Annotated in this window: 22 protein-coding genes; 6 read left to right on the top strand and 16 right to left on the bottom strand. The window is 49.9% G+C overall.

Annotation, left to right across the window (positions count from 1 at the left end; genetic code table 11):
- Nucleotides 1-87: 87 nt before the first annotated feature.
- From psaB to AWQ22_RS16740, 3 genes are all read right to left on the bottom strand, one after another.
- Nucleotides 88-2,289 carry a photosystem I core protein PsaB gene (psaB, locus tag AWQ22_RS09980; protein WP_012307572.1) on the bottom strand — a complete coding sequence of 734 codons (2,202 nt, stop codon included), beginning with the start codon at nt 2,287-2,289 and terminating at the stop codon, nt 88-90.
- Nucleotides 2,290-2,463: 174 nt separating this feature from the next.
- Nucleotides 2,464-4,683: a photosystem I core protein PsaA gene (gene psaA / locus AWQ22_RS09975; RefSeq protein ID WP_012307571.1), complete on the bottom strand. Its 2,220-nt coding sequence runs from the start codon at nt 4,681-4,683 to the stop codon at nt 2,464-2,466.
- 312 nt (nt 4,684-4,995) lie between these two features.
- Nucleotides 4,996-5,145 carry a hypothetical protein gene (locus AWQ22_RS16740; protein WP_157094610.1) on the bottom strand — a complete coding sequence of 50 codons (150 nt, stop codon included), beginning with the start codon at nt 5,143-5,145 and terminating at the stop codon, nt 4,996-4,998.
- A gap of 157 nt (nt 5,146-5,302) precedes the next feature.
- Here AWQ22_RS16740 and rpsB point away from each other — a divergent pair, with 157 nt between their 5' ends.
- Both rpsB and tsf read left to right on the top strand, forming a co-directional pair.
- On the top strand, nt 5,303-6,073 hold the full coding sequence (gene rpsB / locus AWQ22_RS09970) for a 30S ribosomal protein S2 (RefSeq protein WP_012307569.1): 771 nt from the start codon (nt 5,303-5,305) through the stop codon (nt 6,071-6,073).
- Between the two features lie 49 nt (nt 6,074-6,122).
- The gene (gene tsf / locus AWQ22_RS09965; protein WP_012307568.1) at nt 6,123-6,779 is read left to right on the top strand and encodes a translation elongation factor Ts; all 657 of its coding nucleotides are present in this window, start codon (nt 6,123-6,125) and stop codon (nt 6,777-6,779) included.
- 75 nt (nt 6,780-6,854) lie between these two features.
- Here tsf and queG read toward each other — a convergent pair whose 3' ends face one another.
- Both queG and AWQ22_RS09955 read right to left on the bottom strand, forming a co-directional pair.
- Nucleotides 6,855-7,799 carry a tRNA epoxyqueuosine(34) reductase QueG gene (gene queG, locus AWQ22_RS09960; protein WP_065710987.1) on the bottom strand — a complete coding sequence of 315 codons (945 nt, stop codon included), beginning with the start codon at nt 7,797-7,799 and terminating at the stop codon, nt 6,855-6,857.
- A gap of 36 nt (nt 7,800-7,835) precedes the next feature.
- Nucleotides 7,836-8,546, bottom strand: a complete 711-nt coding sequence (locus AWQ22_RS09955) for a response regulator transcription factor (protein WP_030006454.1) — start codon at nt 8,544-8,546, stop codon at nt 7,836-7,838.
- A 30-nt stretch (nt 8,547-8,576) separates the two neighbouring features.
- On the opposite strand from AWQ22_RS09955, the gene AWQ22_RS09950 reads away from it, so the two are divergent.
- The gene (locus AWQ22_RS09950; protein WP_030006453.1) at nt 8,577-9,170 is read left to right on the top strand and encodes a cofactor assembly of complex C subunit B; all 594 of its coding nucleotides are present in this window, start codon (nt 8,577-8,579) and stop codon (nt 9,168-9,170) included.
- 168 nt (nt 9,171-9,338) lie between these two features.
- On the opposite strand, the gene AWQ22_RS09945 is transcribed toward AWQ22_RS09950, so the two are convergent.
- On the bottom strand, nt 9,339-9,668 hold the full coding sequence (locus AWQ22_RS09945; RefSeq protein ID WP_030006452.1) for a DUF3155 domain-containing protein: 330 nt from the start codon (nt 9,666-9,668) through the stop codon (nt 9,339-9,341).
- Nucleotides 9,669-9,947: 279 nt separating this feature from the next.
- Between AWQ22_RS09945 and AWQ22_RS09940 the strand changes: the two genes are divergently transcribed.
- Nucleotides 9,948-11,264 (top strand): sensor histidine kinase KdpD, encoded by a 1,317-nt coding sequence (locus AWQ22_RS09940; RefSeq protein ID WP_065710986.1) that lies wholly within the window; start codon nt 9,948-9,950, stop codon nt 11,262-11,264.
- Between the two features lie 113 nt (nt 11,265-11,377).
- Entirely contained in the window at nt 11,378-12,151 is a 774-nt protein-coding gene (locus tag AWQ22_RS09935) for an HAD family hydrolase (protein ID WP_065710985.1), read from the top strand.
- Here AWQ22_RS09935 and AWQ22_RS09930 read toward each other — a convergent pair.
- The 8 genes from AWQ22_RS09930 to AWQ22_RS09895 form a co-directional block, all read right to left on the bottom strand.
- The gene (locus tag AWQ22_RS09930) at nt 12,097-13,275 is read right to left on the bottom strand and encodes an esterase-like activity of phytase family protein (protein WP_065710984.1); all 1,179 of its coding nucleotides are present in this window, start codon (nt 13,273-13,275) and stop codon (nt 12,097-12,099) included. The two genes, AWQ22_RS09935 and AWQ22_RS09930, sit on opposite strands and share 55 nt — an antisense overlap.
- Before the next feature lie 97 nt (nt 13,276-13,372).
- Nucleotides 13,373-14,263, bottom strand: a complete 891-nt coding sequence (locus AWQ22_RS09925) for a hypothetical protein (protein WP_065710983.1) — start codon at nt 14,261-14,263, stop codon at nt 13,373-13,375.
- 58 nt (nt 14,264-14,321) lie between these two features.
- A complete protein-coding gene (locus AWQ22_RS09920) occupies nt 14,322-14,840 on the bottom strand; it encodes a hypothetical protein (protein WP_065710982.1) in 519 nt (172 codons plus the stop codon).
- A 90-nt stretch (nt 14,841-14,930) separates the two neighbouring features.
- A complete protein-coding gene (locus AWQ22_RS09915) occupies nt 14,931-16,142 on the bottom strand; it encodes an FAD-dependent hydroxylase (protein WP_065710981.1) in 1,212 nt (403 codons plus the stop codon).
- A gap of 88 nt (nt 16,143-16,230) precedes the next feature.
- Nucleotides 16,231-16,695 (bottom strand): NADAR family protein, encoded by a 465-nt coding sequence (locus AWQ22_RS09910; RefSeq protein ID WP_065710980.1) that lies wholly within the window; start codon nt 16,693-16,695, stop codon nt 16,231-16,233.
- Between the two features lie 30 nt (nt 16,696-16,725).
- Nucleotides 16,726-17,382: a YdcF family protein gene (locus AWQ22_RS09905; protein WP_065710979.1), complete on the bottom strand. Its 657-nt coding sequence runs from the start codon at nt 17,380-17,382 to the stop codon at nt 16,726-16,728.
- A gap of 79 nt (nt 17,383-17,461) precedes the next feature.
- Nucleotides 17,462-18,058, bottom strand: coding sequence for a hypothetical protein (locus tag AWQ22_RS09900; RefSeq protein ID WP_012307556.1), 597 nt, complete (start codon nt 18,056-18,058; stop codon nt 17,462-17,464).
- A gap of 46 nt (nt 18,059-18,104) precedes the next feature.
- Nucleotides 18,105-18,518: a VOC family protein gene (locus AWQ22_RS09895; RefSeq protein ID WP_065710978.1), complete on the bottom strand. Its 414-nt coding sequence runs from the start codon at nt 18,516-18,518 to the stop codon at nt 18,105-18,107.
- Between the two features lie 137 nt (nt 18,519-18,655).
- On the opposite strand from AWQ22_RS09895, the gene AWQ22_RS09890 reads away from it, so the two are divergent.
- Entirely contained in the window at nt 18,656-19,549 is an 894-nt protein-coding gene (locus AWQ22_RS09890) for a ChaN family lipoprotein (RefSeq protein WP_065710977.1), read from the top strand.
- Here AWQ22_RS09890 and AWQ22_RS09885 read toward each other — a convergent pair.
- Together AWQ22_RS09885 and psb34 are read right to left on the bottom strand one after the other, a co-directional pair.
- On the bottom strand, nt 19,546-19,869 hold the full coding sequence (locus AWQ22_RS09885) for a translation initiation factor (RefSeq protein ID WP_065710976.1): 324 nt from the start codon (nt 19,867-19,869) through the stop codon (nt 19,546-19,548). The two genes, AWQ22_RS09890 and AWQ22_RS09885, sit on opposite strands and share 4 nt — an antisense overlap.
- A 383-nt stretch (nt 19,870-20,252) precedes the next feature.
- Nucleotides 20,253-20,480 (bottom strand): photosystem II assembly protein Psb34, encoded by a 228-nt coding sequence (gene psb34, locus AWQ22_RS09880; RefSeq protein ID WP_041443557.1) that lies wholly within the window; start codon nt 20,478-20,480, stop codon nt 20,253-20,255.
- Nucleotides 20,481-20,510: the final 30 nt, after the last annotated feature.

The following is a 20,510-nucleotide window of genomic DNA, read 5'->3' as shown; positions in this document are numbered from 1 at the left end:
TAGGGTTTTTTTCATCGCAAAGCGAAAACCCCCTGCCTAAAAGACAAGGGGTGAGATTTTAGCAGGTTAATTTTCAGAAGAACTTAATTAACCAAACTTACCTGACGTCGAAGCAATCAGGAAGGCCGCGTAGGTGAGGACGTAACCCACCGTGAAGTGAGCTAAACCAACCAAACGAGCCTGAACGATGGAGAGCGCAACGGGCTTGTCCTTCCAACGAACAATGTTCGCCAGGGGAGTGCGCTCGTGGGCCCAAACGATGGTTTCGATCAGCTCTTGCCAGTAACCACGCCAAGAGATGAGGAACATGAAACCAGTTGCCCAAACAAGGTGTCCGAAGAGGAACATCCAAGCCCAGACGGAGAGATTGTTTACACCGTAGGGGTTGTAGCCGTTGATCAACTGTGCGGAGTTCGCCCAGAGGTAGTCACGGAACCAGCCCATCAGGTAGGTGGAGTTTTCGTTGAACTGAGCAACGTTACCTTGCCAAATGCCGAGGTGCTTCCAGTGCCAGTAGAAGGTCAACCAGCCCAGGGTGTTCAGCATCCAGAACATTGCGAGGTAGAAGGCATCCCAAGCGGAGATATCACAAGTACCGCCACGACCGGGGCCATCACAGGGGAAGCTGTAGCCGAAGTCTTTCTTATCGGGCATCAGCTTAGAACCACGGGCATCCAACGCACCTTTCACAAGAATAAGAGTGGTGGTGTGGAGACCGAGGGCGATCGCATGGTGAACGAGGAAGTCACCAGGACCAATGTTGAGGAAGAGAGAGTTAGAACCGCTGTTGATGGCGTCTAACCAGCCGGGAAGATAAGCCGCACTTGCATTGGAAGCGATGCTATCAGCGTTGGAAAGAAGTACATCAAAGCCGTAGAGTGCTTTACCAGAAGCCGCTTGGACAAACTGAGCAAAGACAGGTTCGATAAGGATTTGCTTTTCAGGGGTACCGAAGGCAACTACTACATCGTTGTGGACATAGAGTCCGAGGGTGTGGAAACCGAGGAAGAGAGATACCCAGCTGAGGTGGGAGATCAGGGCTTCCTTGTGCTCCAGCATGCGATAAAGAACGTTGTCTTTGTTCGCTTCGGGATCGTAGTCACGGACGAAGAAGATCGCACCGTGGGCAAACGCACCGACCATCAAGAAACCAGCGATGTACTGGTGGTGGGTGTATAGGGCTGCCTGGGTAGTGTAATCCTTGGCGATGAACGCGTAGGAAGGCAGAGAGTACATGTGCTGTGCCACCAAGGAGGTGATTACACCCAAGGAAGCAAGCGCCAGACCCAACTGGAAGTGGAGGGAGTTGTTAACGGTATCGTAAAGACCTTTGTGACCGGCACCGAGCTTACCACTGGGGGGCTGGTGGGCATTGAGGATCTCTTTGATGCTGTGACCAATCCCGAACTTGGTGCGATACATGTGACCCGCGATGATAAACAGCACGGCAATCGCCAAGTGGTGATGGGCAATGTCAGTCAACCAGAGAGACTCAGTTTGGGGGTGGAAACCACCAAGGAAGGTCAGAATCGCAGTACCTGCACCTTGGGATGTGCCAAACACATGACCCGCAGTATCAGGGTTTTGCGCATACACACCCCAGTTCCCAGTGAAGAAGGGCATCAAACCAGCGGGGTGAGGCTTCACAGAAAGGAAGTTATCCCAGCCAACATGAACACCGCGAGACTCAGGAATTGCAACGTGTACCAGGTGACCTGTCCAAGCCAAAGAACTGACACCAAACAAACCAGCTAAGTGGTGGTTGAGGCGAGATTCAGCATCCTTGAACCACGCAAGACTAGGACGGAACTTGGGTTGCAAGTGCAGCCAGCCTGCGAACAAAAACAGAGAAGAGAGGATCAGAAGGAATACTGCGCCTTGGTAGAGGTCAGCATTGGTGGTCATCCCAATGGTGTAGAACCAATGGTAAACCCCAGAATATGCAATGTTTACAGGGTTAGAAGCGCCCGCTTGGGTAAAGGCATCAATTGCGCCTTGACCAAAGTGGGGATCCCAGATCGCATGGGCGATGGGACGGACGTTCAGGGGATCTTTGATCCACTGCTCGAAATTGCCTTGCCAAGCAACGTGGAAGAGGGTGCCGGAAGTCCACAGGAAGATGATTGCGAGGTGACCGAAGTGGGAAGCAAAGATCTTTTGGTAAAGATTCTCCTCAGTCATCCCGTCGTGGGTCTCGAAATCATGTGCTGTAGCGATTCCGTACCAAATCCGACGCGTAGTGGGATCTTGAGCAAGGTCTTGGCTAAATTTTGGAAATTTAGTTGCCATAACTATGCTTGAGGTTCTCCTCGTTAAACAAATGAGGGTGAGGTCTTCAAATGTAACCTCTGTATTTTCCCGCAGGGAAAGATACTAGGAGCCAATTGGGAGGGAAGGTGAATCGAGTGAAATACAACTCTTACAACTCCCCCTGAAATTGGCGATCGGTAAACCATTTCAGAGTTAACCGATGGACAAGCTTCTCGCTAGGAAGAAGGCCCAGGTTGTCACGATCCCACCGAGGAGATAGTGAGCAACACCAACCGCACGACCTTGAACGATGCTCAAAGCACGGGGTTGAATTGCAGGAGCCAACTTGAGCTTATTGTGTGCCCAAACGATGGACTCGATGAGTTCTTGCCAATAGCCACGTCCACTGAAGAGGAACATGAGACTGAAGGCAAACACAAAGTGACCCGCCAGGAACATGATGCCGTAAGCCGACAGTGCAGAACCGTAGGAGTTGATCACCTGAGAAGACTGTGCCCAGAGGAAGTCACGGAGCCAGCCGTTAATGGTAATTGCGCTTGTGGCAAAGTTACCACCAGTGACGTGGGATACGCTACCGTCTGGGAGGATTGTGCCCCAAACATCGGATTGCATCTTCCAGCTAAAGTGGAAAATCACGATGGAGAGGGAGTTGTACATCCAGAACAGGCCAAGGAAGACATGGTCCCAACCAGAAACTTGGCAAGTACCACCACGACCAGGACCGTCACAGGGGAAGCGGAAGCCCAGTTGACCCTTATCGGGTACGAGACGGGAGCTGCGGGAATAGAGAAGACCCTTCAGCAGAATAAGTACAGTGACGTGGATGGTAAACGCATGGATATGGTGAACCATGAAGTCAGCAGTACCGAGGGTGATGGGCATCAGGGCAACTTTGTTGCCGATTGCCACTACGTCACCACCGAAAACTTGACTCGCAGAGGCGATCGCATTGGGAGCGGTGCCACCGGGAGCAAGGGTATGGATGTTTTGAATCCACTGCGCGAAGATAGGCTGCAACTGAATCGCAGAATCAGAGAACATATCTTGGGGACGACCCAACGCACGCATGGTGTCATTGTGAATATAGAGACCAAAGCTGTGGAAGCCAAGGAAAATACAAACCCAGTTGAGGTGAGAAATGATCGCGTCACGGTGACGAATTACGCGGTCTAAGAGGTTGTTAACGTTCTTAGCGGGGTCGTAATCGCGAACCATGAAAATTGCGCCGTGGGCACCAGCACCAACAATGAGGAAGCCGCCAATCCAAGTGTGGTGAGTGAACAGAGACAGCTGGGTGCCGTAATCTGTTGCCATGTAAGGATAGGGAGGCATGGAGTACATGTGGTGCGCGATGACGATGGTTAAAGAACCAAGCAGCGCGAGGTTAACCGCCAATTGAGCGTGCCAAGAGGTGGTTAGAATTTCGTAAAGACCTTTGTGACCTTCGCCAGTGAAAGGGCCTTTGTGGGCTTCGAGGATCTCTTTCATGCTGTGGCCAATACCGAAACCAGTCCGGTACATGTGACCCGCGATGATGAAGAGAACAGCGATCGCCAAATGGTGGTGAGCCACATCAGAAAGCCAGAGGCTACCAGTAGTGGGATTCAAGCCACCCTTAAAGGTTAAGAAATCAGAGTATGCAGCCCAATCTAAGGTAAAGAAAGGCTTCAGACCCTGGGCAAAGCTGGGATACAGTTCCGCCATTACCGAAGCATCAAAGAACTCGTGGGGTAAAGGAATATCCTTTGCAGCCACACCAGAATCTAGGAGCTTGTTTACCGGTAAAGAAACGTGGATCAAGTGGCCAGTCCAGCCCAAAGAACCACAACCTAACAATACGGATAGGTGGTGATTCATCATGGCTTCAGCATTCTGGAACCATTCCAGTTTCGGAGCTGCTTTATGGTAGTGGAACCAACCGGCAAACACCATTAGGGCTGCCATAACAAGACCGCCAATGGCAGTCACATAGAGTTGATAAGAGTTGGTAAAACCAGCAGCACGCCAGAGGTAAAACAGGCCAGAGGTAATTTGAATACCGCTGAAGCCGCCACCGACGTCTCCGTTCAGAATGCCTTGACCCACAACGGGCCAAACCACTTGTGCACTTGGCTTAATAACAGTGGGGTTATTTAACCAAGCTTCATAGTTAGAAAATTTTGCGCCATGGAAGTACATGCCGCTGAGCCAAACAAAGACTACAGCAAGGTGACCGAAGTGGGCGCTAAAGATTTTGCGCGAAATATCTTCGAGATCACTTGTTTGGCTATCGAAATCATGTGCATCAGCATGGAGGTTCCAAATCCAGGTGGTGGTTTTTGGACCCCGTGCCAGAGTTCGGTCAAAGTGACCCGGTTTGCCCCACTTCTCAAAGGAAGTTGGTACCGGATCCTTATCAACCTTTACTGCCATGAGGATTCTCCTCTCTAGACAATCGACGTAATAAAGGTTCTATCTAAATAGATGTATTCAAATAGATAAGCTGTGAGCGAATCACCAGCTTGCAAGGTTTCCAGTGATTTAGGACTGCTCTAAAACCCATTGGGCAAAAAGCATTGATGTAAATGATAGGGCCTACTTTCCAAGGATGTTGGGGGACATTAACAATATTTAAAACTCCCTGAAATCATTACGGCACAATGGCTGAAATCAATTGAATTCCGCCGAAAAACTGAAAACTCAAACGGTTTTTTGTAACAAAAAGCAATGTAACGTTACCTTTCATTATGGGAAGTTCTCTGGCGATCGCCCCCAAAGACGACGGCCATGATTCCAAGGGTGCCCCTTCGTTTTCCACAAATCCCCAACGCAAACACTAAGGCTAGGTGAAATAATGGCTGTTGGCGATCGCCTTAAGTCGTTTTTGTCACGCATCCCAAACCTGTTCTCCATAGACCTCTCCCCTCAAATGCGGAGCTATGCTACCCTGATAAGGTTGTTTAAAACTCGCACATCTGGGATTCTTTCGGGTGTTTCGCACAGATGAAATGTCCCCAGATGAAGGTTTAACCCGAAAAGGAGTAAACAGAATATGCCCGTTGTATCTCTCGCTGAGCTACTAGAATCTGGTGTCCACTTTGGACACCAAACCCGCCGCTGGAACCCCAGAATGGCACCTTACATCTACACATCCCGTAACGGTGTCCACATCATTGACCTGGTTCAAACTGCGCAACTCGTTGAACAAGCCTACACCTACATGAAGGAAGCTTCAGAAAACGGTAAGCACGTCCTTTTTGTCGGCACCAAACGTCAGGCCGCTGGCATCATTGCCCAAGAAGCAAAACGCTGTGGCGCTTTCTACATCAACCAGCGTTGGCTGGGGGGAATGCTCACCAACTGGGAAACTATTAAAACTCGTGTTGAGCGTCTCAAAGAATTAGAAGCCCTCGAAGAAAGCGGCAACCTTGCTCGCCGTCCGAAAAAAGAAGCCTCCATGCTTCGTCGCGAACTGGACAAGCTGCAAAAATACCTCGGCGGCATTAAGAATATGCGCAAAATCCCTGACATTGTGGTGATCATTGACCAACGTCGGGAGCACAATGCCATCCAAGAATGCCAAAAATTAGGGATTCCCATTGTTTCTCTCCTAGATACCAACTGCGATCCCCAAACCGTTGATTTGCCAATTCCGGCCAACGACGATGCAATTCGTTCTATTAAATTGATTGTGGGTAAATTGGCCGATGCAATTTATGCTGGTCGCCACGGTCAGCCCGTTGATGATAACGGTGACTACGGAGACTTCGATGAAGCAATCGATGAGTACGCCGATGAGACCGATGCATCTGAGTCTGAATAAGCGTAATATCTTCTTGAATTGACCTGATAATTTTTTGGTGAACAGCAACATGGCACAAATTTCTGCAAAGCTTGTCAAGGAACTGCGCGATAAAACTGGCGCAGGGATGATGGATTGCAAAAAAGCGCTTGGTGAAACCAATGGGGACATCACTAAAGCGATTGAGTGGCTCCGTCAGAAAGGGATTACCTCTGCTGAGAAAAAAGCAGGTCGGGTAGCAGCCGAAGGACTGATCGAAAGCTATATTCACACCGGTGGTGGCATTGGTGTTCTCGTAGAAGTGAACTGCGAAACGGATTTCGTTGCCCGTGGTGATATCTTCAAAGATCTGGCCAAAGGGATTGCGATGCAAATCGCTGCTTGTCCTAATGTTCAGTATGTGAAAGTCGATGACATTCCGACTGAAATTGCCGACAAAGAGCGCGAGATTGAAATGGGTCGCGATGACCTGGCCGGTAAACCCGATAATATCAAAGAAAAAATTGTTGAAGGCCGCATTGCTAAGCGCCTAAAAGAGCTTTCTTTGATGGATCAGCCTTACATTCGTGATCAGAATATGACGGTTGAAGAGCTTGTGAAGCAGTCAATCGCCACCATTGGTGAAAATATCCAAATTCGTCGTTTCCAACGGTTCGTCCTGGGCGAAGGCATTGAGAAAAAAGAAGAAGACTTTGCCGCAGAAGTCGCTGCGCAAATGGGTCAATAGGAACTTTAATTTCTGATTTGATTGTGTGTGCTTAAATAGCGTCCCGCCTTCTCCATGTTATGGGGGAGGTTTTTTCTATGGTTGATGGTCAAGGTTTGCCTGGGCATTGCGTCGCCACATGGCTGGTTTAATACGCCGCAGCGCCGATCCTGTGAGTCTTTGATCCCATTCTGTTTCGGATAAGGTGGCAAGTTCGGCTAACTTTGGTGCAAGGTGTTTGGGGTAAGGCTGAAAATCTTCAATATTGGTGGGTTGGGCAAAGCGCTGGTTCCAGGGGCAGACATCCTGACAGATATCACAACCTGCCACCCAATTCTGTAGGTGTGGGGCAATGTGAGGGGGCAGTTGTTCGGCTCGATTTTCGATGGTGTGATAGGCGATGCAACGGTTCGCATCAACGGTAAAGGGAGCGGCGATCGCCCCGGTTGGACAAGCCTCGATACAACGGGTACAGGTACCACAATGCTTTGTATGGGGCTGATCCGGCGTCAAAGCTAAAGTGGTGAGGACCTCCCCCAAAAAGACCCAACTACCGTACTCTCTGGTAATGACATTGCTATTTTTGGCAATCCAACCGAGGCCAGCTCGTTCTGCCCAAACCTTATCCTGGACAGGCCCGGTATCCACATAGAAACGGTGGTGTTCCTCCGGAAATTCGTTGGTGAGCCACTGGCAGAAAGCTTTTAGACGTTTGCCTAAGACACGATGGTAATCTCGGCCCCAGCCGTACCGGGAAATCTTGCCTACGCCTGGTGCCTCAGAATGGGCATGGGGTGTGTAATAGTTGAGGGCCACACAAATGACCGACTGCACCCCTGGTAAACAGGCTTGGATATCCTGGCGTTTCAGGTTAGTCATCCAGACCATTTCCGCTTGATACCCTGCCGCCAACCAAGCCTGTAACTGCTGTTGATTGTGAGCATTGTCCACGGTAGCATCGGCAATGCCCACCAAATGAAATCCTAAACTTAAAGCATAATTTTTGACTCGGACAGTCCTATCTGTTTGCAACTGCGACATTTTGAATAATTTGATGAATCTCCGCCAAGGCGCTTTTTAACCGACCAGACCAGAACGAAGGGCACGCACAGCAGCCTGGGTACGGTCATCGGCACAAAGCTTATTGAGAATATTGCGGACATGGGTTTTAACGGTACCCACGGTGATAAATAAATGCTCGGCAATTTCGGAGTTGCTGCAACCATCAACAATCAATTGGAGTACTTCCAATTCTCGATCCGTTAGGGGACAGCTTTCTAGGAGTTGTTGATCTTCTGGGGAAGTCGCTTGAATCGTAACTGTAGAGCCAGAAAGGGATTCTCCCCCTTGCACTTGATTGAGGACAATGCGGGCGATCGCCGGATCAATCCAACTATTGCCTGAGTCTGTCGTTTTGACCGCCTCTACCAAGTGATCAAACGTAATATCCTTCATACAATAGGAATCAGCCCCTGCCGCAAAGGCCGCTAAAACAGCCGCATCATCATCCTGCAACGTCAAAATCAAAACCTTTGTTTGCGCCTCGTGGGACTGATCCTTGAGCTTTTCCTGTTTCAAAATTCGGGTCAACTCAATCCCATCAAGCTCAGGCAAACCAATATCCACAATCGCTAAATCAGGATGAATCTCTTCTAACAAACGCAATCCATCCGCTCCATTGGCCGCCTCTGCTAAAAGTTCAATGTCCGCACATTGTTGTAGAGAAGTTCTTAGCCCGATGCGCGTTAAATCATGATCTTCAATTAGAACAACCCGAATTTTTTTCATGGTTTTCCCGGAGACTTTCCAAAATATAGCATGATCGATATACATTTATATGCAGTGAATCTTCAAGCCCTCCTTGTAAAAACCGTGTTAGAACAATCCGTAATCACCTCGACCCTCCTCCTTACATTGCTCTTGATGGTCGGTCTGTTTTTCTTCATTCGCGCTTCCATCAAAGATCGCACCGAACAAGTAGAGCTATTGGCAAAAGAGCCTGAAGAATCCATCTTTGAGCGTCTCCAAACCTACTTCGAACAGCGAGCCTATCGGATTACCACCGTTGATGGTGTCAATAATATTGTCACCTATGAAGGCTTTGTTCCTCCCAGTGGTTTTATTGCTGTTTTTTTGAGCCTATTAGCAGCCCTCGGTTTAGTTTGTATTGCCCTGGTCTTAGCACTGCTCTATCCCAATATTGGCTTTGCCTTCCTTGGTATTTGTCTCCTGGCTCCCTTGGCAGGTCTCTTTTACTGGCGTAAGGCAGGGAAGGTAGAAAAAGTTATTTTACAGATCACCACACAAACACCGATTACCGAGACTCCTACCCAATTAATTACGGTGACCGCCCACCGAGATGAGTTGATCCAACTGCGTCAGGTGATGCCTTACCAGCTCCATGAAGCTTAGGAAATGTCCCCAACAAAACTAATTGAGCTATCCATTAACACCATGGCAAAAACGCGACAAAAATAGCCCCGACCCGAAAATGGGTGGGACTAGGGAGTATTGAAATTGATAGAAGGGGATTAGAGATCACCTAAACGTTAGGTTAAGTGATATATTTTTGAAGGAACTTTAAGCTTTGCTAGAAACAGTCGCTTTTTCAGATACTTCTTCATCGGCGTTGCTACAAAGCACCCGTAGACTGGGGAATAAAAAGTGATTCTCCTCTACATATTGGGCACCAAATAATCCTTTTTCTGCCCAAAAGTACCGATCAGTGGTATGCTCATTACGCTTAACTACAACGACTGCTGGGGGCATAATCCCATTCGCAGCGATATGCTTGCGGGCTGCAGTCACGGGTTTGTCATCACCGCTTTCGATATTATATTGTGGGACAATCTCTAAAATTTTTCTTCCTTCTTGCCGACGCCGACTCTTGCGTTTACGCTTTCTTGCCAACCCAGTACCTCCTCTTCTTTACTTTTTTAGAACAGCTGTAACAGGAGTTACAGAATGTCGAGCAAAGTATATCGGCTCCATTGAAAAAAATCAAGTGAAGATTGACTGGTTTTCGCGATGGGTTGGATTTTTTGTATTAAGAAATCTACTACAATCCAATGAAGGTAGGCGATCAATCCAAAAGTAAAAAAAGAATTAAGTTTTTTGTCAAAACCCCTGATTTATCAAGGTTTCCTGGGAAATATCCCCTAGGGATTGCGGCTTGGGAGGATGAAATTCATGACGACATTACCGCAACTGTTGCCAGTTAGCCCAGAGTATTTGTCCCTGTGCCAAGGGCAGTTGCAATTGTTAGCCCAAGGCGTTGGGGCAGAGTGGGGGATCGTTTATTTGGCCCAGCCAGATCAAGAGAATCAAGAAATTACGCTCCAACCCATTAGTGCCTTTCCCGATCGTTTGCTGGCGGCGGGGAGGCAGGGGTCAACGGAGATGGCAACGATGGTTTCGGATCAAGAGGAATGGCTTGATGTCCCGATGGGCGAGGAAACGGCTGCTTTGCCGGATGACCTTGTGGGTTTGTTGGGGGAACCAGCTCGGGCATTTCCCCTGTGGCATGGTGATTTAATTTTGGGGATTTTAGCGACGGGACGCCGGGATCGGGGTTGGCGATCGCCAGAGGTGACCCAGATTGAATTGATCGCCGAAAGTTTAGTGCTGGCCTGTGTGTTGGATCAGCAAAAGAGTTGGGCCACGGAGCGGCTCACCCAACAGCAACATCTCCAGGCCCTAGAGCAAGAGCATTTCCATGATCTGCTACACCAGCTCCGTAATCCAACAATGGCGATCAGTACCTTCGGTAAGTTGTTGTTGAAGCGGTTACTGCCGACGGAGAAAAATTATCCGGTCGCCGAAGGCATTGTCCGGGAAAGCGATCGCCTGAAAGGATTGCTCACCCAATTTAGTGAAGAGGTGGATCTCTTAACGGCCCAAATTCCCCAGTTGGAGGGAGGGCCAAGTTTGGCTTTACCGCCCAATGGTGAACCGAGTTTTGCCCCAGACCGTTCCCTCTCCGTAGAACCGTTACCCGTGGCAGAAGTGGTACTTCCCCTCGTCGCTTCCCTGGGGGCGATCGCCACCGAGCGGGGAATCACTTTAAATTACGTGCTGCCAGAACCGTCTCCTTGGGTCTTGGGGAATCACACAGCCCTAATGGAAGTTTTGAATAATCTTTTAGAAAATGCGCTGAAATATACACCATCCGGGGGACAAGTGTTCTTGCAGGTAGAAGCCCAGGCCCAGGAACTGACCATTGCCGTCCACGATACGGGCTACGGCATCCCCCCGGCGGATTTGCCCCATGTCTTTGAACGGCATTACCGGGGAGTGCAGGCGGAAAGCACCATTGAAGGTACTGGGCTGGGGTTGGCGATCGCCGCTGATCTTGTGGGAAAAATGGCCGGGGACATTGAAGTATATAGCCCAACCATTGGCTTACCCCATACCGAAGCTCTCCCCGGTAGCACTTTTATGTTGTGGCTTAAAGTCGCGTCAAATCCTCATCAAGTTACCTCTGCTGAGCTTCCCCAAGGCAATTGATTTGATTATTTGATTTTTGAGATTTAGAATGCTGTTTTTGCATTAAGCAACTTTTCAGTATTTCAGACAATTTCCCAGTACAGTGGGGACGATAAAAATAGTTGAGGTTTTACATGGGACAACTAGAAGCCCTAATTTTTGATGTGGATGGCACCCTGGCCAATACAGAAAAGGATGCCCACCGCGTTGCTTTTAACCGCGCCTTTGCGGATGTCGGTTTGCCCTGGGATTGGTCGGTGGATCTTTACGGTCAGCTCCTGAAGGTGACGGGGGGTAAAGAAAGAATTCGCTTTTACATTGAATCTTGGCAGCCACAAATGCCATCGGTCGGTGATCTGACTGCTTTTATCAAGGATCTTCACGCCCGCAAAACCCAGCATTACTGCGATTTGTTAGCCAATGAAGTTTTACCACTGCGCCCCGGCGTTAGACGACTGATCCAAGAAGTACGGGATCAAGGCATTCGTTTGGCGATCGCCACCACCACCACTCCAGCCAATGTCACCGCCCTATTGACCCATTCCCTCGCCCCCGATGCGATGGATTGGTTTGAGGTTATTGCCGCTGGCGACATGGTCCCCCAGAAAAAACCGGCCCCCGATATCTTTTTCTATGCCCTCGAAAAAATGAATCTCCGGGCCGATCAATGTGTCGCTCTTGAGGATTCCGGTAATGGCTGGCTTTCATCACGGGATGCGGGCCTCACCACCGTTGTCACAGTGAATAACTACACCGCTAACCAAGATTTTACAGGGGCTGACCTGGTACTCAGTGATCTAGGGGAACCCGATCAACCCTTTACAGTATTGGCCGGAGAAGTCGGCACTTGGCCTTATTTTGATGTGACCTTGGCCGCCGAATTACTCAAGCGAAAAAGCAAAAGTTGATTTACCTGATCGGTACTGAAATTATCATCGCTGATCAACAGTAAACTTTGGCTGCCATCGACAAGCCGTGGCCCTAGGGTCATACCTTCTAGGTTATCGAGGCCAATCCCCAACTGTCGTAAATCCAGCAATAGGGTTTTCTGCATGGGCACAACGGTCTCTGGATTTCCGGCAAGGGATTCGATGCGGGCGGTGTCGGTGGCATTACCAATGGTCACCTGGAACAGTTTCGCACCAACCCCCCCAAGGCCATAGCTGCGCTCCAGGCTGAGAAAATAACCTTCCTGGGGGAGGGCAATCATTTCCACCAGGCCATTGGAAAAGGTTCCTTGGGGCGCAGGTTCTAAAGGATAGAGGTGTTCGGCAATTAACACAGGTTCGCCGATGGGATTGATGACGTAATGCAGTAGACGGATGGGCGCACCCACATTATCAGAACGCGTGTCTTGATGAAGGGATGATTCTGGAGCGACAAAGATCCGAAAAGGGTCAACGGCTGCTTGGGAAGGGGCAGAAATGGCCAAGGATTCAAATCCTAAATTATTGCGCACACCCCGCTGGCGATCGCCTGTTAGAAAACGCTGGGGAATTCTGAGGGACGTTAATTCGCGACCTTCGCGGTCAAATTCTTTTACAAACGGGTCAATGGCGGCGTCGGTATCTCCCTCGCTGGAAATAAATAACGTATTGCGGGGCGAGAGAATCAATCCTTCTGGGTCAAGGCTTCCTGGGGCAAAGGTTTCACCGTCAGGGGTGGTTAAAGGCGTCATGCCCTTGAGGTTGAGCTGCTGGATTTGGGGAATGGCTCCGGTTTCGTCGATTGTCAGATCGAAGGTATAAAAGCGGGCCGGAGCAAACTGGGAGCGGTCATCACTCAGGGCGTAATAATCACCGGTCTGGGCATCGTAATAGAGAGCCGATAGGCCGCCGACCGTTGTCCCTTGAAACTCTGTTTTGGGTAACCAATATTCGTCTAGAAACTCTACGCTCAGGGGGGCAAAGGTGCGGGGATTGCTTTCTGCCGGGGGCACAACGGGGGCACAACCGATCAGTAAGCCGCCAATCAGACAAAACTTGATCCATAAAATTTTTGGCGATCGCCACCAGGTATTTTTCGGCTTCATCACGGCTTTTGGCTTTCCCACAACACAACAAAAAAGAGAGGTGATTTTCCTCCCTTAAACTAGCAGATTATCAAAATTTGCCTGGTAATGGCTGGTTTTAGATTTCTCCGTAGGCGCGGTCAATGAGCCGCCGGGCAACGGTTTGGGTGCCTGTGTGTTCGTAATAGTTGGTACTGAGATCCAAGAAGGCCGCCACATAATCGAGCTTGTTATCGGAAACTTCCACAAACCCTTGGATATGATCCATGATTTTTTCGGGGGTCAAACCACGGGCGCTCACAAAGCCGCTCATCCAGCCCTGCATGGAGCTAAAACTGCGGTTAATAAAGGCCAATTTCCCCGCAGGATTCCCACCCGGCAAGAATTCTCCGACACGACCAAAGGCCGGATTATTGCTGAGTTCTCCCGCCGAAAGATTATTTAAGGTGCGGTCAATTTTTTGGAGGAAATCTGGCCCCAGGGGAATCAAACCATCCACACAAATCAGGGTCGCAATCCGCATCAATTCTTCGCCACTGTAGTCGGCGATCGCCTTCATGAAATCTCCCAGACTATCCCCCGGAATGCCATTAATCTGACAAAAACAGGTAATTTCGGCGACCAGCTTTAGACATAAATCAATCGCCTGGGCCTTATCCGCGTTGGGGGTCACTTTCTGCATCAAGCCACCCACCAAGGGGATTTTGTCGCCCACTTTATTCGCCAGGGCCGCCGCCGCCAATGCTTTATCCGCCTGGTCAACGGTTTGGTAGATCCACATCGCCCGCTGATAACCCTGGGATTTGTCGCTGTAGAGGACAATGGCGCGATCGCGCACCGCTTGAAGGATTGCCGGGTCGGTTTCCCGCGTCACCGCTTTAACCATATTGTCGAAGCCAACAATGTTAGTCCATTCCCCAGGCACCACAAAATCCAGACCATTTAAAAGCATGGTCGTGAGATTTTTTTCGGGTAACTGGTCCATCAACTCCACAATCGAAGCACTCATGAAAAACCTCCTAATTTAGTCAATAGAAAATTACGGCTGTGGTTTACGAAAAACTGACCTATAAACTCGCTAAACCCTGTAGGTTCACCTTGGCGAGCCAAGCCTTGCGCTCATCGGGGCCAAAACTAGGATCTCGGGACATCACTTTCACTTGATAGCGATCGCCCACTAAAACCGCATGGGCATTTGCTCCCTGGGCCACGAGGGGGAACCCATCAACGGTTTCTTCGGCTTCAGCAAATTTACTGCGGGCAGCGAGATTGGTGGCGGTATCTGAGATGGAAATTTTTGCCATTTCCGTACCGTTGAGGGTTAATTTAATTTCCGCGAAACCCTCTTTTTCTTGGGTAAAGACCCGGTCATAGCCCTCGGTTTTGTCCGCTGGGAAAAATTGATTAAAAGCACTGCCCTTCTGGGGTGTTTGGGCCGTCTCCGTTGCCGGGGTGGTGACTTCAGTATTAGTCCCAGGGTTCGGGTCAGGGGGGGGGATCGGGGCATTGCCACCACAGGCCGTCAGGAACAGTAGACTCGCCAGAAGCACAGGGGCGATCGCCCGATAGATAAATTGAAAACGCATGGGATGATTGGAAAATTTACGCTCACTTGGTTTCAATTTTGAACGCAAATCCCTAGAATCTCCCGAAAAATTAATAATCTAGCAAGAAAGTTACGCCAAAATGCGGGGTTGACGGCCCTTTTGTCCGGTCATGAGTTTGAGCGCAAACAGGCGCAGGGGATTAAATTTCGCCATCACAATCAGCCCCAGACGGCGCACCCAGACCACAGGCCAAATGCGGTTGGAAAAAAGACGGTTAAGGAAATCCGTAAAGCCAAGAATTACCAGATTTTCGCGCTTGCGCCACCGTTCATAGCGTTTCAACACAGCCAAACTTCCTAGATCCTGGCCCCGTTGCTGGGCTTCGATCAAGGTTTGGGCGAGGGCCGCCGCATCACGGATGCCTAAATTGAGACCCTGGCCCCCCACCGGGTGGCAGCAATGGGCCGCATCTCCCACCAACGCGAGACGATGATCCACATAGCGATCGCCTTGCATCAGTTGCACCGGAAAGACCTGGCGATCGCCAAGCAATTTTAAGCGACCGAGCTGGGGGCCGGTGTGTTGTTCTAAATATTCTAGGAAAACTTCCGGAGGCAATTCCTTTAGGCGTTGGGCTTCGGCGTGGGGATTTGTCCAGACGATTTGACAGCGATTTTCGGTTAGGGGCAAAACTCCCATCGGCCCCGTACCCCAAAACCGTTCAAAGGCAACATCATTGCGGGGGGCGTCATGTTCAACAACGCAGGTGACACAGGATTGCCAATATTTCCAACCCCTCGTTTTAATGCCTGCCCCTTGGCGCACAAGAGAGCGTGGCCCGTCGGCTCCAACTACCAAAGCCCCTTGAATCGTGATCTGCCCCTGGGTTTCGCTAGATAGCTCCACGATCGCCTGCTCAGACTCGTAGTGAATGGCGGTGACTTGGGCTGGACAGAACCAGCGGATATTGCCATAGCCCCGCAGAGAAGCCTGGAGAGTTTCAAGAACAACTTGGTGCTGCCCCGAAAAACCGAGGAAATCGGTCTTGAGATCCTGGCGGGAGAATCTAACGACACTAGAAAAATTTTCGTCCGATAGTTGAATATTGCGGTATTTGCCACTGCGGGCGGCGATCGTCTCCCAAACCCCCAACTCCTGAAAAAGCCGCTGGGAAAGCAGGGACATCGCATAGGCTCGCTGCCGTTGAGTCACCACATCAAGGGGTTGTGCTTCCACGATAGCGATCCGCAGATCCGTTTGCTTGAGGCAGGCCGCGAGGGTGACCCCGACAATACCGCCACCGACAATGATCACATCAAACCCAAGGTGAGATTTTTCCATTACTGAGTGCGAGAAACTAAAGACCGTAGGACATGGCTGCTCCTAAACAAAAGGTAACATTTTCGCGAGAGGGAAGGCCATGGGGTTATTACCCCTGGCGTAGTTGGCTGCGTACCTGCATTAACACTTTGCCAAGATAATTGTGCCCGCTGCCATCGGCACCACAGCCCCAGTAATAGTCCACCGGGGAATTTTCAATAATTGCTGCGTCCCCCGTTGCCAGCAAAATTTGGGCAATGTCAGGGTGGGTTTTAAATTTTGTCCAAACCCCTTGCCACATCACGGTTCGTTTAATGTCTTCCCAATCGGGGCGTTTGGGGTGCTGGGGATCGCGGCCTAGGGCGGCGGCAATTTCTGGGGTCGGGGCAGCGCGAATTTTGTCGATGAGATCTTGTTGGTGGGTAGGGAGAAATTTATGGGCCTGGTAAAAATGTTCAACGGTAGGCCAATCTAGGGCTTCGCAGTGGATCGGGTGCAAGGAAAAATTCGAGAAACAGCCATAGGGGTCATGGGCCTTGTAGAAATAAATCGGTTCGGCGGTTGACTCCATCATGACTCCTGTACGCAAGCAAAACCTCAGCTATTATAAATTCTCCTCTGGTCGTCTGGCGCTGGGGGCGATCGCCTGGGGAGAAATTTGAGTCAGGGTTTGCCACTCGCGGCCCGTTTCGCCGGTAACCACCCAGAGGATTGAGCGGAGTCCATCGCGGATACATTTCATCGTCGTTTCCGGGGGATTATCCGATGGGACAGGCACTGGTTTAATGGCAATGTCACGGGTACCGAAAACAATGCTGGCCACGAGCTTGGCGCGGTTCATGTGGTTTTCGGAGGTGATGAGGTAGACGCTATCGATATTTTCTTGTTTAAATTCGTCTACGAGGCTGGTGAAGTTGGTGACGGTGTCTTCGGCCTGGTAATCGAGCTGGAGGCGATCGCCTTCGATTTGATAGTTCGCAAAAATCTGGCGGGCATATTCCGGTGGGCTACCGGAGGAAACCCAAACTTTTAACTCCGGATGTTCCTGGGCAAACTGGGCCGCAAACCGCTCCCGTTCTTCGTGGCCCCCAAGGACAAAAATGGCTTTGGCTGGACGTAAAGCGCCTTGGATACGTTGGTGGGCGATCGCCCCACAGGTTAGGCCAATTAGACCCAAAACAAACCAGCGCCGTCGGAAAAACGTTGTTTGCTGCTGTCGGGGCGATCGCGGTCGCGCCACTTTTCTAGGAGAAATAGCCATGCCAAAAGAAAAAGAGGAAGCGAAACATCGCCAATTATAGGCAATGGGTAGAAAAATTTACGGAGAGCATAGCCCCATCTTAGCCCCGCCGCTGGAAGGGTTGTCCCCAGTAGCGCCAACATTCTTTATTAAACGGCGATCGCCACTTCAAGATTAAATCCCGTTCTAGGGCGAGCCGTTGGGAACGGTCTGTGGGGACTGACACATTAAACGCTAAATTAACCGCCACATTCAAGCCGTACTGACGGTGCAAGCTGATGTAAGCATCAATGTAATCTTTACAATCGTGAACCCCTTTCCAGCGTTGCTTAATCGATAATTTAGTTTCTCCCACATAGAGCAGCAACGGCACCGCATGGTCGAGGACAAAGTAAATATTCGCTTGACCTTCCTGGAGGGGATCATAACGCTCTCGATAGAAATCCCAGGGCTTCGGCGGCAGGGTAAAGGGGTCAATTTTTTCGGCATCCCAGTGGTCTGGCTTCGACTGGGTCTCAAAAAGTAAACTGGTTTGGCTTGCGGCTGGATTTTGACGAACCTTATCCTGAAAGTTTTGCAGTCGTTGCTTCCATTGCAGGAGGCTTTCTTGGCCCATGGTAAGCCTGGGGGCGCGTTCGACGCGGTAAGGATTGGGGGCATCGGCCACGGAAAAAAGCTTGAGCTGTTCGTCGGTCATGGGCGAGAAAAAATTCACAGGCTCTCCAGTGTAGCAAAGGGCAATTTTAAGCTCGTTCTCCCTGATACCGGATAAATTCGAGGGGCAGACCATCGGCATCGGCAAGGAACATCACCTCATAAATGCGATCGCCAATCATCTGTTGTTGGGGTTTTAGAAGAACCGTGATCGGTTCCGGGGCATTTTGTTGCAAATCGGCGAGCCAAGTGGCTAAATCTGGCGTGATTTCCGTCAGGTCAAAGGATAAATGATAGTAGCCGACATAATGTTCATCACCAAAGGCATCGGGGGCGGGCTTTGGTTGGGGGATTTGGATGAGTTCCAAACGTCCAAGGGGGCCTTTAAGCCAACAGGCGAGGGTGTACCCTGTGGTGAACTGGGTTTCCATGGCAAAATCGAGCTGTCCGTAAAAGGCGATCGCCCGGTGGATATCGGCGGTGCGAATTGAAGCGTGGTGCATGGTTGACTGGTTTCGGTAGAGGACAGATCAATTTTCCCCCAGGGCTAAATCTGTCGCCAAAAATCCCCTGCGTTACCATAGCCATAGTTTTTTGCGTTCTCTTTGTTTTCTAAAAAAAGATTTGTGGGGAAAAGTTTATGGGAGCATGGCGCAGTGCTTGGGGTTGGCTATTGTGGGGAAGCATTTTTTTCTATGGCTCCTTCGCCTATGCCGATGACAGTTTCGGCAATACTTTAGAGACGATCACTGTCAAAACCGCGCCCACAACCGACGCCAGGGCTGCCCTCGCCACCCTGAAAACAGCGCAAGTCATTTACCTCGGTGAACACCACACCAGCGAGGCTGACCACATCGCCCAGTTAGAAATTATCAAAGCCCTCCACGACCATCATCCCCAGGTGGCGATCGCCATGGAAATGTTTCAACGGCCCTTCCAAGGGGTTTTAGATCAATACATTGCCGGGGAAATTAGCGAAGCTGACCTTGTCGCCCAAACAGAATATGAAACCCGTTGGGGTTTTGACTGGGAATTGTATGCGCCCATTCTTCGTTTTGCCCAGGAAAAACAGATTCCAGTGATCGCCCTCAATGCCCCCAATGAAGTGGTACGTCAGGTGTCCTCAGTTGGTTTGGCTAGTTTAGAGGCGGCGGATTTTGAATATTTGCCTCCCCGCAGCGATTTAGACTTGAGCAATGAAAGTTATCAGGCGCTTCTCCAGGAAGCCTTTACGGGCCATGGTCAGCATGGCAACTTTGACTTTGACAATTTTTTCGCCGCCCAGGTGGTGTGGGATGAAACCATGGCTGAGGCGATCGCCAATTTTGCTCAACGCAACCCCAATACCCAAATTATTACCCTTGCGGGTCAAGGCCATGTCATTTATGGCTACGGCATTCCTGATCGGGTGCAACGTCGCCTCGGCGAAAATCTAAAACAGCAGATAGTTTTACTCAATCCCAATCCAGATCTCACCCCGACGCCAGAGGTTGCCGATCTCTTCTGGTGGACGGAAGCGCCGACCATTCCCTAGCCACCACTAATTTTCGCTTTGTAACCTTGGTCAAGGAGGAATGCGAGAATCGGCTGGCGCTGATCCCCCTGGATTTCTAGGGTATTGTCCTTGAGGGTGCCCCCGGAGCCACATTTATTTTTCAATTGCTTTAAGAGTTTTTGTAACGTCTCTGGGGAATGTTGTAGTCCCGTAATTACAGTTACCGTCTTGCCCTTACGACCAGAGCGGCTCGCTTGGATGCGGGGACTTTGTTGTTGGGGCGGCAGATCAACGATTTCCGGGGTCTCGTCTGGGACAGTGTTACCAAATTCTTGATAGATAACTTTTTTACGCGCCATCGTTCACATTTAATCGATTGGGTGTACTTTTCCCTAGCTTACGGGTTTTATGGGATCTTGGATTACAAGCTACTTTTTTTGAAATTTTAAATGCCCACAAAAAAGAGCGACATAGCCGCCCTTGGTGAACTTGATTCCATCAATGTCCTTGTGGTGGGCCAGGTACAGCCCGAGAAAACTTGACCAAAACTGCTTTCAGGAAAGAGAAAAATGGTGCGGTAAAACCCAATAAAGAATTGGGGTCAAAATTATAAACGCAACCGTAAAAATCCCAATAATCTCAACAGCAAGAAGTCCTTCATTCATGGCGATCGCCTCTTAAATGTGATTGATCCATCACATCTTTAGTGTAGCCTGACTTCCTTCGCCACCAGACCAGACCCCTAACCGGAGATCAGCACCGTGACACCGATGAGGGTCGCCACAAGTACGCCTCCTAGAACACCAATAACCAGCAAATTTTTTTGTTCTTTCGCTGTTTTTGCCTCTGCTTGGTACATTTTGGGCTCTTGGGCAAAATTATTCAGCTTACCGTCTTCATCTTCCATGTAGCGCATGGTGGCTCCTTCAAATTTGTCAATCTTTAAACCCCCTGGGGGTTCGATCATCATAGGAACCGGACTTTATAGCTATCAATAAAA

This window comes from Picosynechococcus sp. PCC 7117, from assembly GCF_001693275.1.
In the GTDB taxonomy this organism is placed as follows: domain Bacteria; phylum Cyanobacteriota; class Cyanobacteriia; order Cyanobacteriales; family MRBY01; genus MRBY01.
Note: the sequence above shows the minus strand (reverse complement) of the source record. Positions and strands in the feature narration are given on the sequence as shown.

Bases quoted from the DNA above. Each gene is read 5' to 3' on its own strand.
- psaB (WP_012307572.1), bottom strand. From the start codon at position 2,289: ATGGCAACTAAATTTCCAAAATTTAGCCAAGACCTTGCTCAAGATCCC.
- psaA (WP_012307571.1), bottom strand. From the start codon at position 4,683: ATGGCAGTAAAGGTTGATAAGGATCCGGTACCAACTTCCTTTGAGAAG.
- AWQ22_RS16740 (WP_157094610.1), bottom strand. From the start codon at position 5,145: ATGCGTGACAAAAACGACTTAAGGCGATCGCCAACAGCCATTATTTCA.
- rpsB (WP_012307569.1), top strand. From the start codon at position 5,303: ATGCCCGTTGTATCTCTCGCTGAGCTACTAGAATCTGGTGTCCACTTT.
- tsf (WP_012307568.1), top strand. From the start codon at position 6,123: ATGGCACAAATTTCTGCAAAGCTTGTCAAGGAACTGCGCGATAAAACT.
- queG (WP_065710987.1), bottom strand. From the start codon at position 7,799: ATGTCGCAGTTGCAAACAGATAGGACTGTCCGAGTCAAAAATTATGCT.
- AWQ22_RS09955 (WP_030006454.1), bottom strand. From the start codon at position 8,546: ATGAAAAAAATTCGGGTTGTTCTAATTGAAGATCATGATTTAACGCGC.
- AWQ22_RS09950 (WP_030006453.1), top strand. From the start codon at position 8,577: ATGATCGATATACATTTATATGCAGTGAATCTTCAAGCCCTCCTTGTA.
- AWQ22_RS09940 (WP_065710986.1), top strand. From the start codon at position 9,948: ATGACGACATTACCGCAACTGTTGCCAGTTAGCCCAGAGTATTTGTCC.
- AWQ22_RS09935 (WP_065710985.1), top strand. From the start codon at position 11,378: ATGGGACAACTAGAAGCCCTAATTTTTGATGTGGATGGCACCCTGGCC.
- AWQ22_RS09930 (WP_065710984.1), bottom strand. From the start codon at position 13,275: ATGAAGCCGAAAAATACCTGGTGGCGATCGCCAAAAATTTTATGGATC.
- AWQ22_RS09925 (WP_065710983.1), bottom strand. From the start codon at position 14,263: ATGAGTGCTTCGATTGTGGAGTTGATGGACCAGTTACCCGAAAAAAAT.
- AWQ22_RS09920 (WP_065710982.1), bottom strand. From the start codon at position 14,840: ATGCGTTTTCAATTTATCTATCGGGCGATCGCCCCTGTGCTTCTGGCG.
- AWQ22_RS09915 (WP_065710981.1), bottom strand. From the start codon at position 16,142: ATGGAAAAATCTCACCTTGGGTTTGATGTGATCATTGTCGGTGGCGGT.
- AWQ22_RS09910 (WP_065710980.1), bottom strand. From the start codon at position 16,695: ATGATGGAGTCAACCGCCGAACCGATTTATTTCTACAAGGCCCATGAC.
- AWQ22_RS09905 (WP_065710979.1), bottom strand. From the start codon at position 17,382: ATGGCTATTTCTCCTAGAAAAGTGGCGCGACCGCGATCGCCCCGACAG.
- AWQ22_RS09900 (WP_012307556.1), bottom strand. From the start codon at position 18,058: ATGACCGACGAACAGCTCAAGCTTTTTTCCGTGGCCGATGCCCCCAAT.
- AWQ22_RS09895 (WP_065710978.1), bottom strand. From the start codon at position 18,518: ATGCACCACGCTTCAATTCGCACCGCCGATATCCACCGGGCGATCGCC.
- AWQ22_RS09890 (WP_065710977.1), top strand. From the start codon at position 18,656: ATGGGAGCATGGCGCAGTGCTTGGGGTTGGCTATTGTGGGGAAGCATT.
- AWQ22_RS09885 (WP_065710976.1), bottom strand. From the start codon at position 19,869: ATGGCGCGTAAAAAAGTTATCTATCAAGAATTTGGTAACACTGTCCCA.
- psb34 (WP_041443557.1), bottom strand. From the start codon at position 20,480: ATGATGATCGAACCCCCAGGGGGTTTAAAGATTGACAAATTTGAAGGA.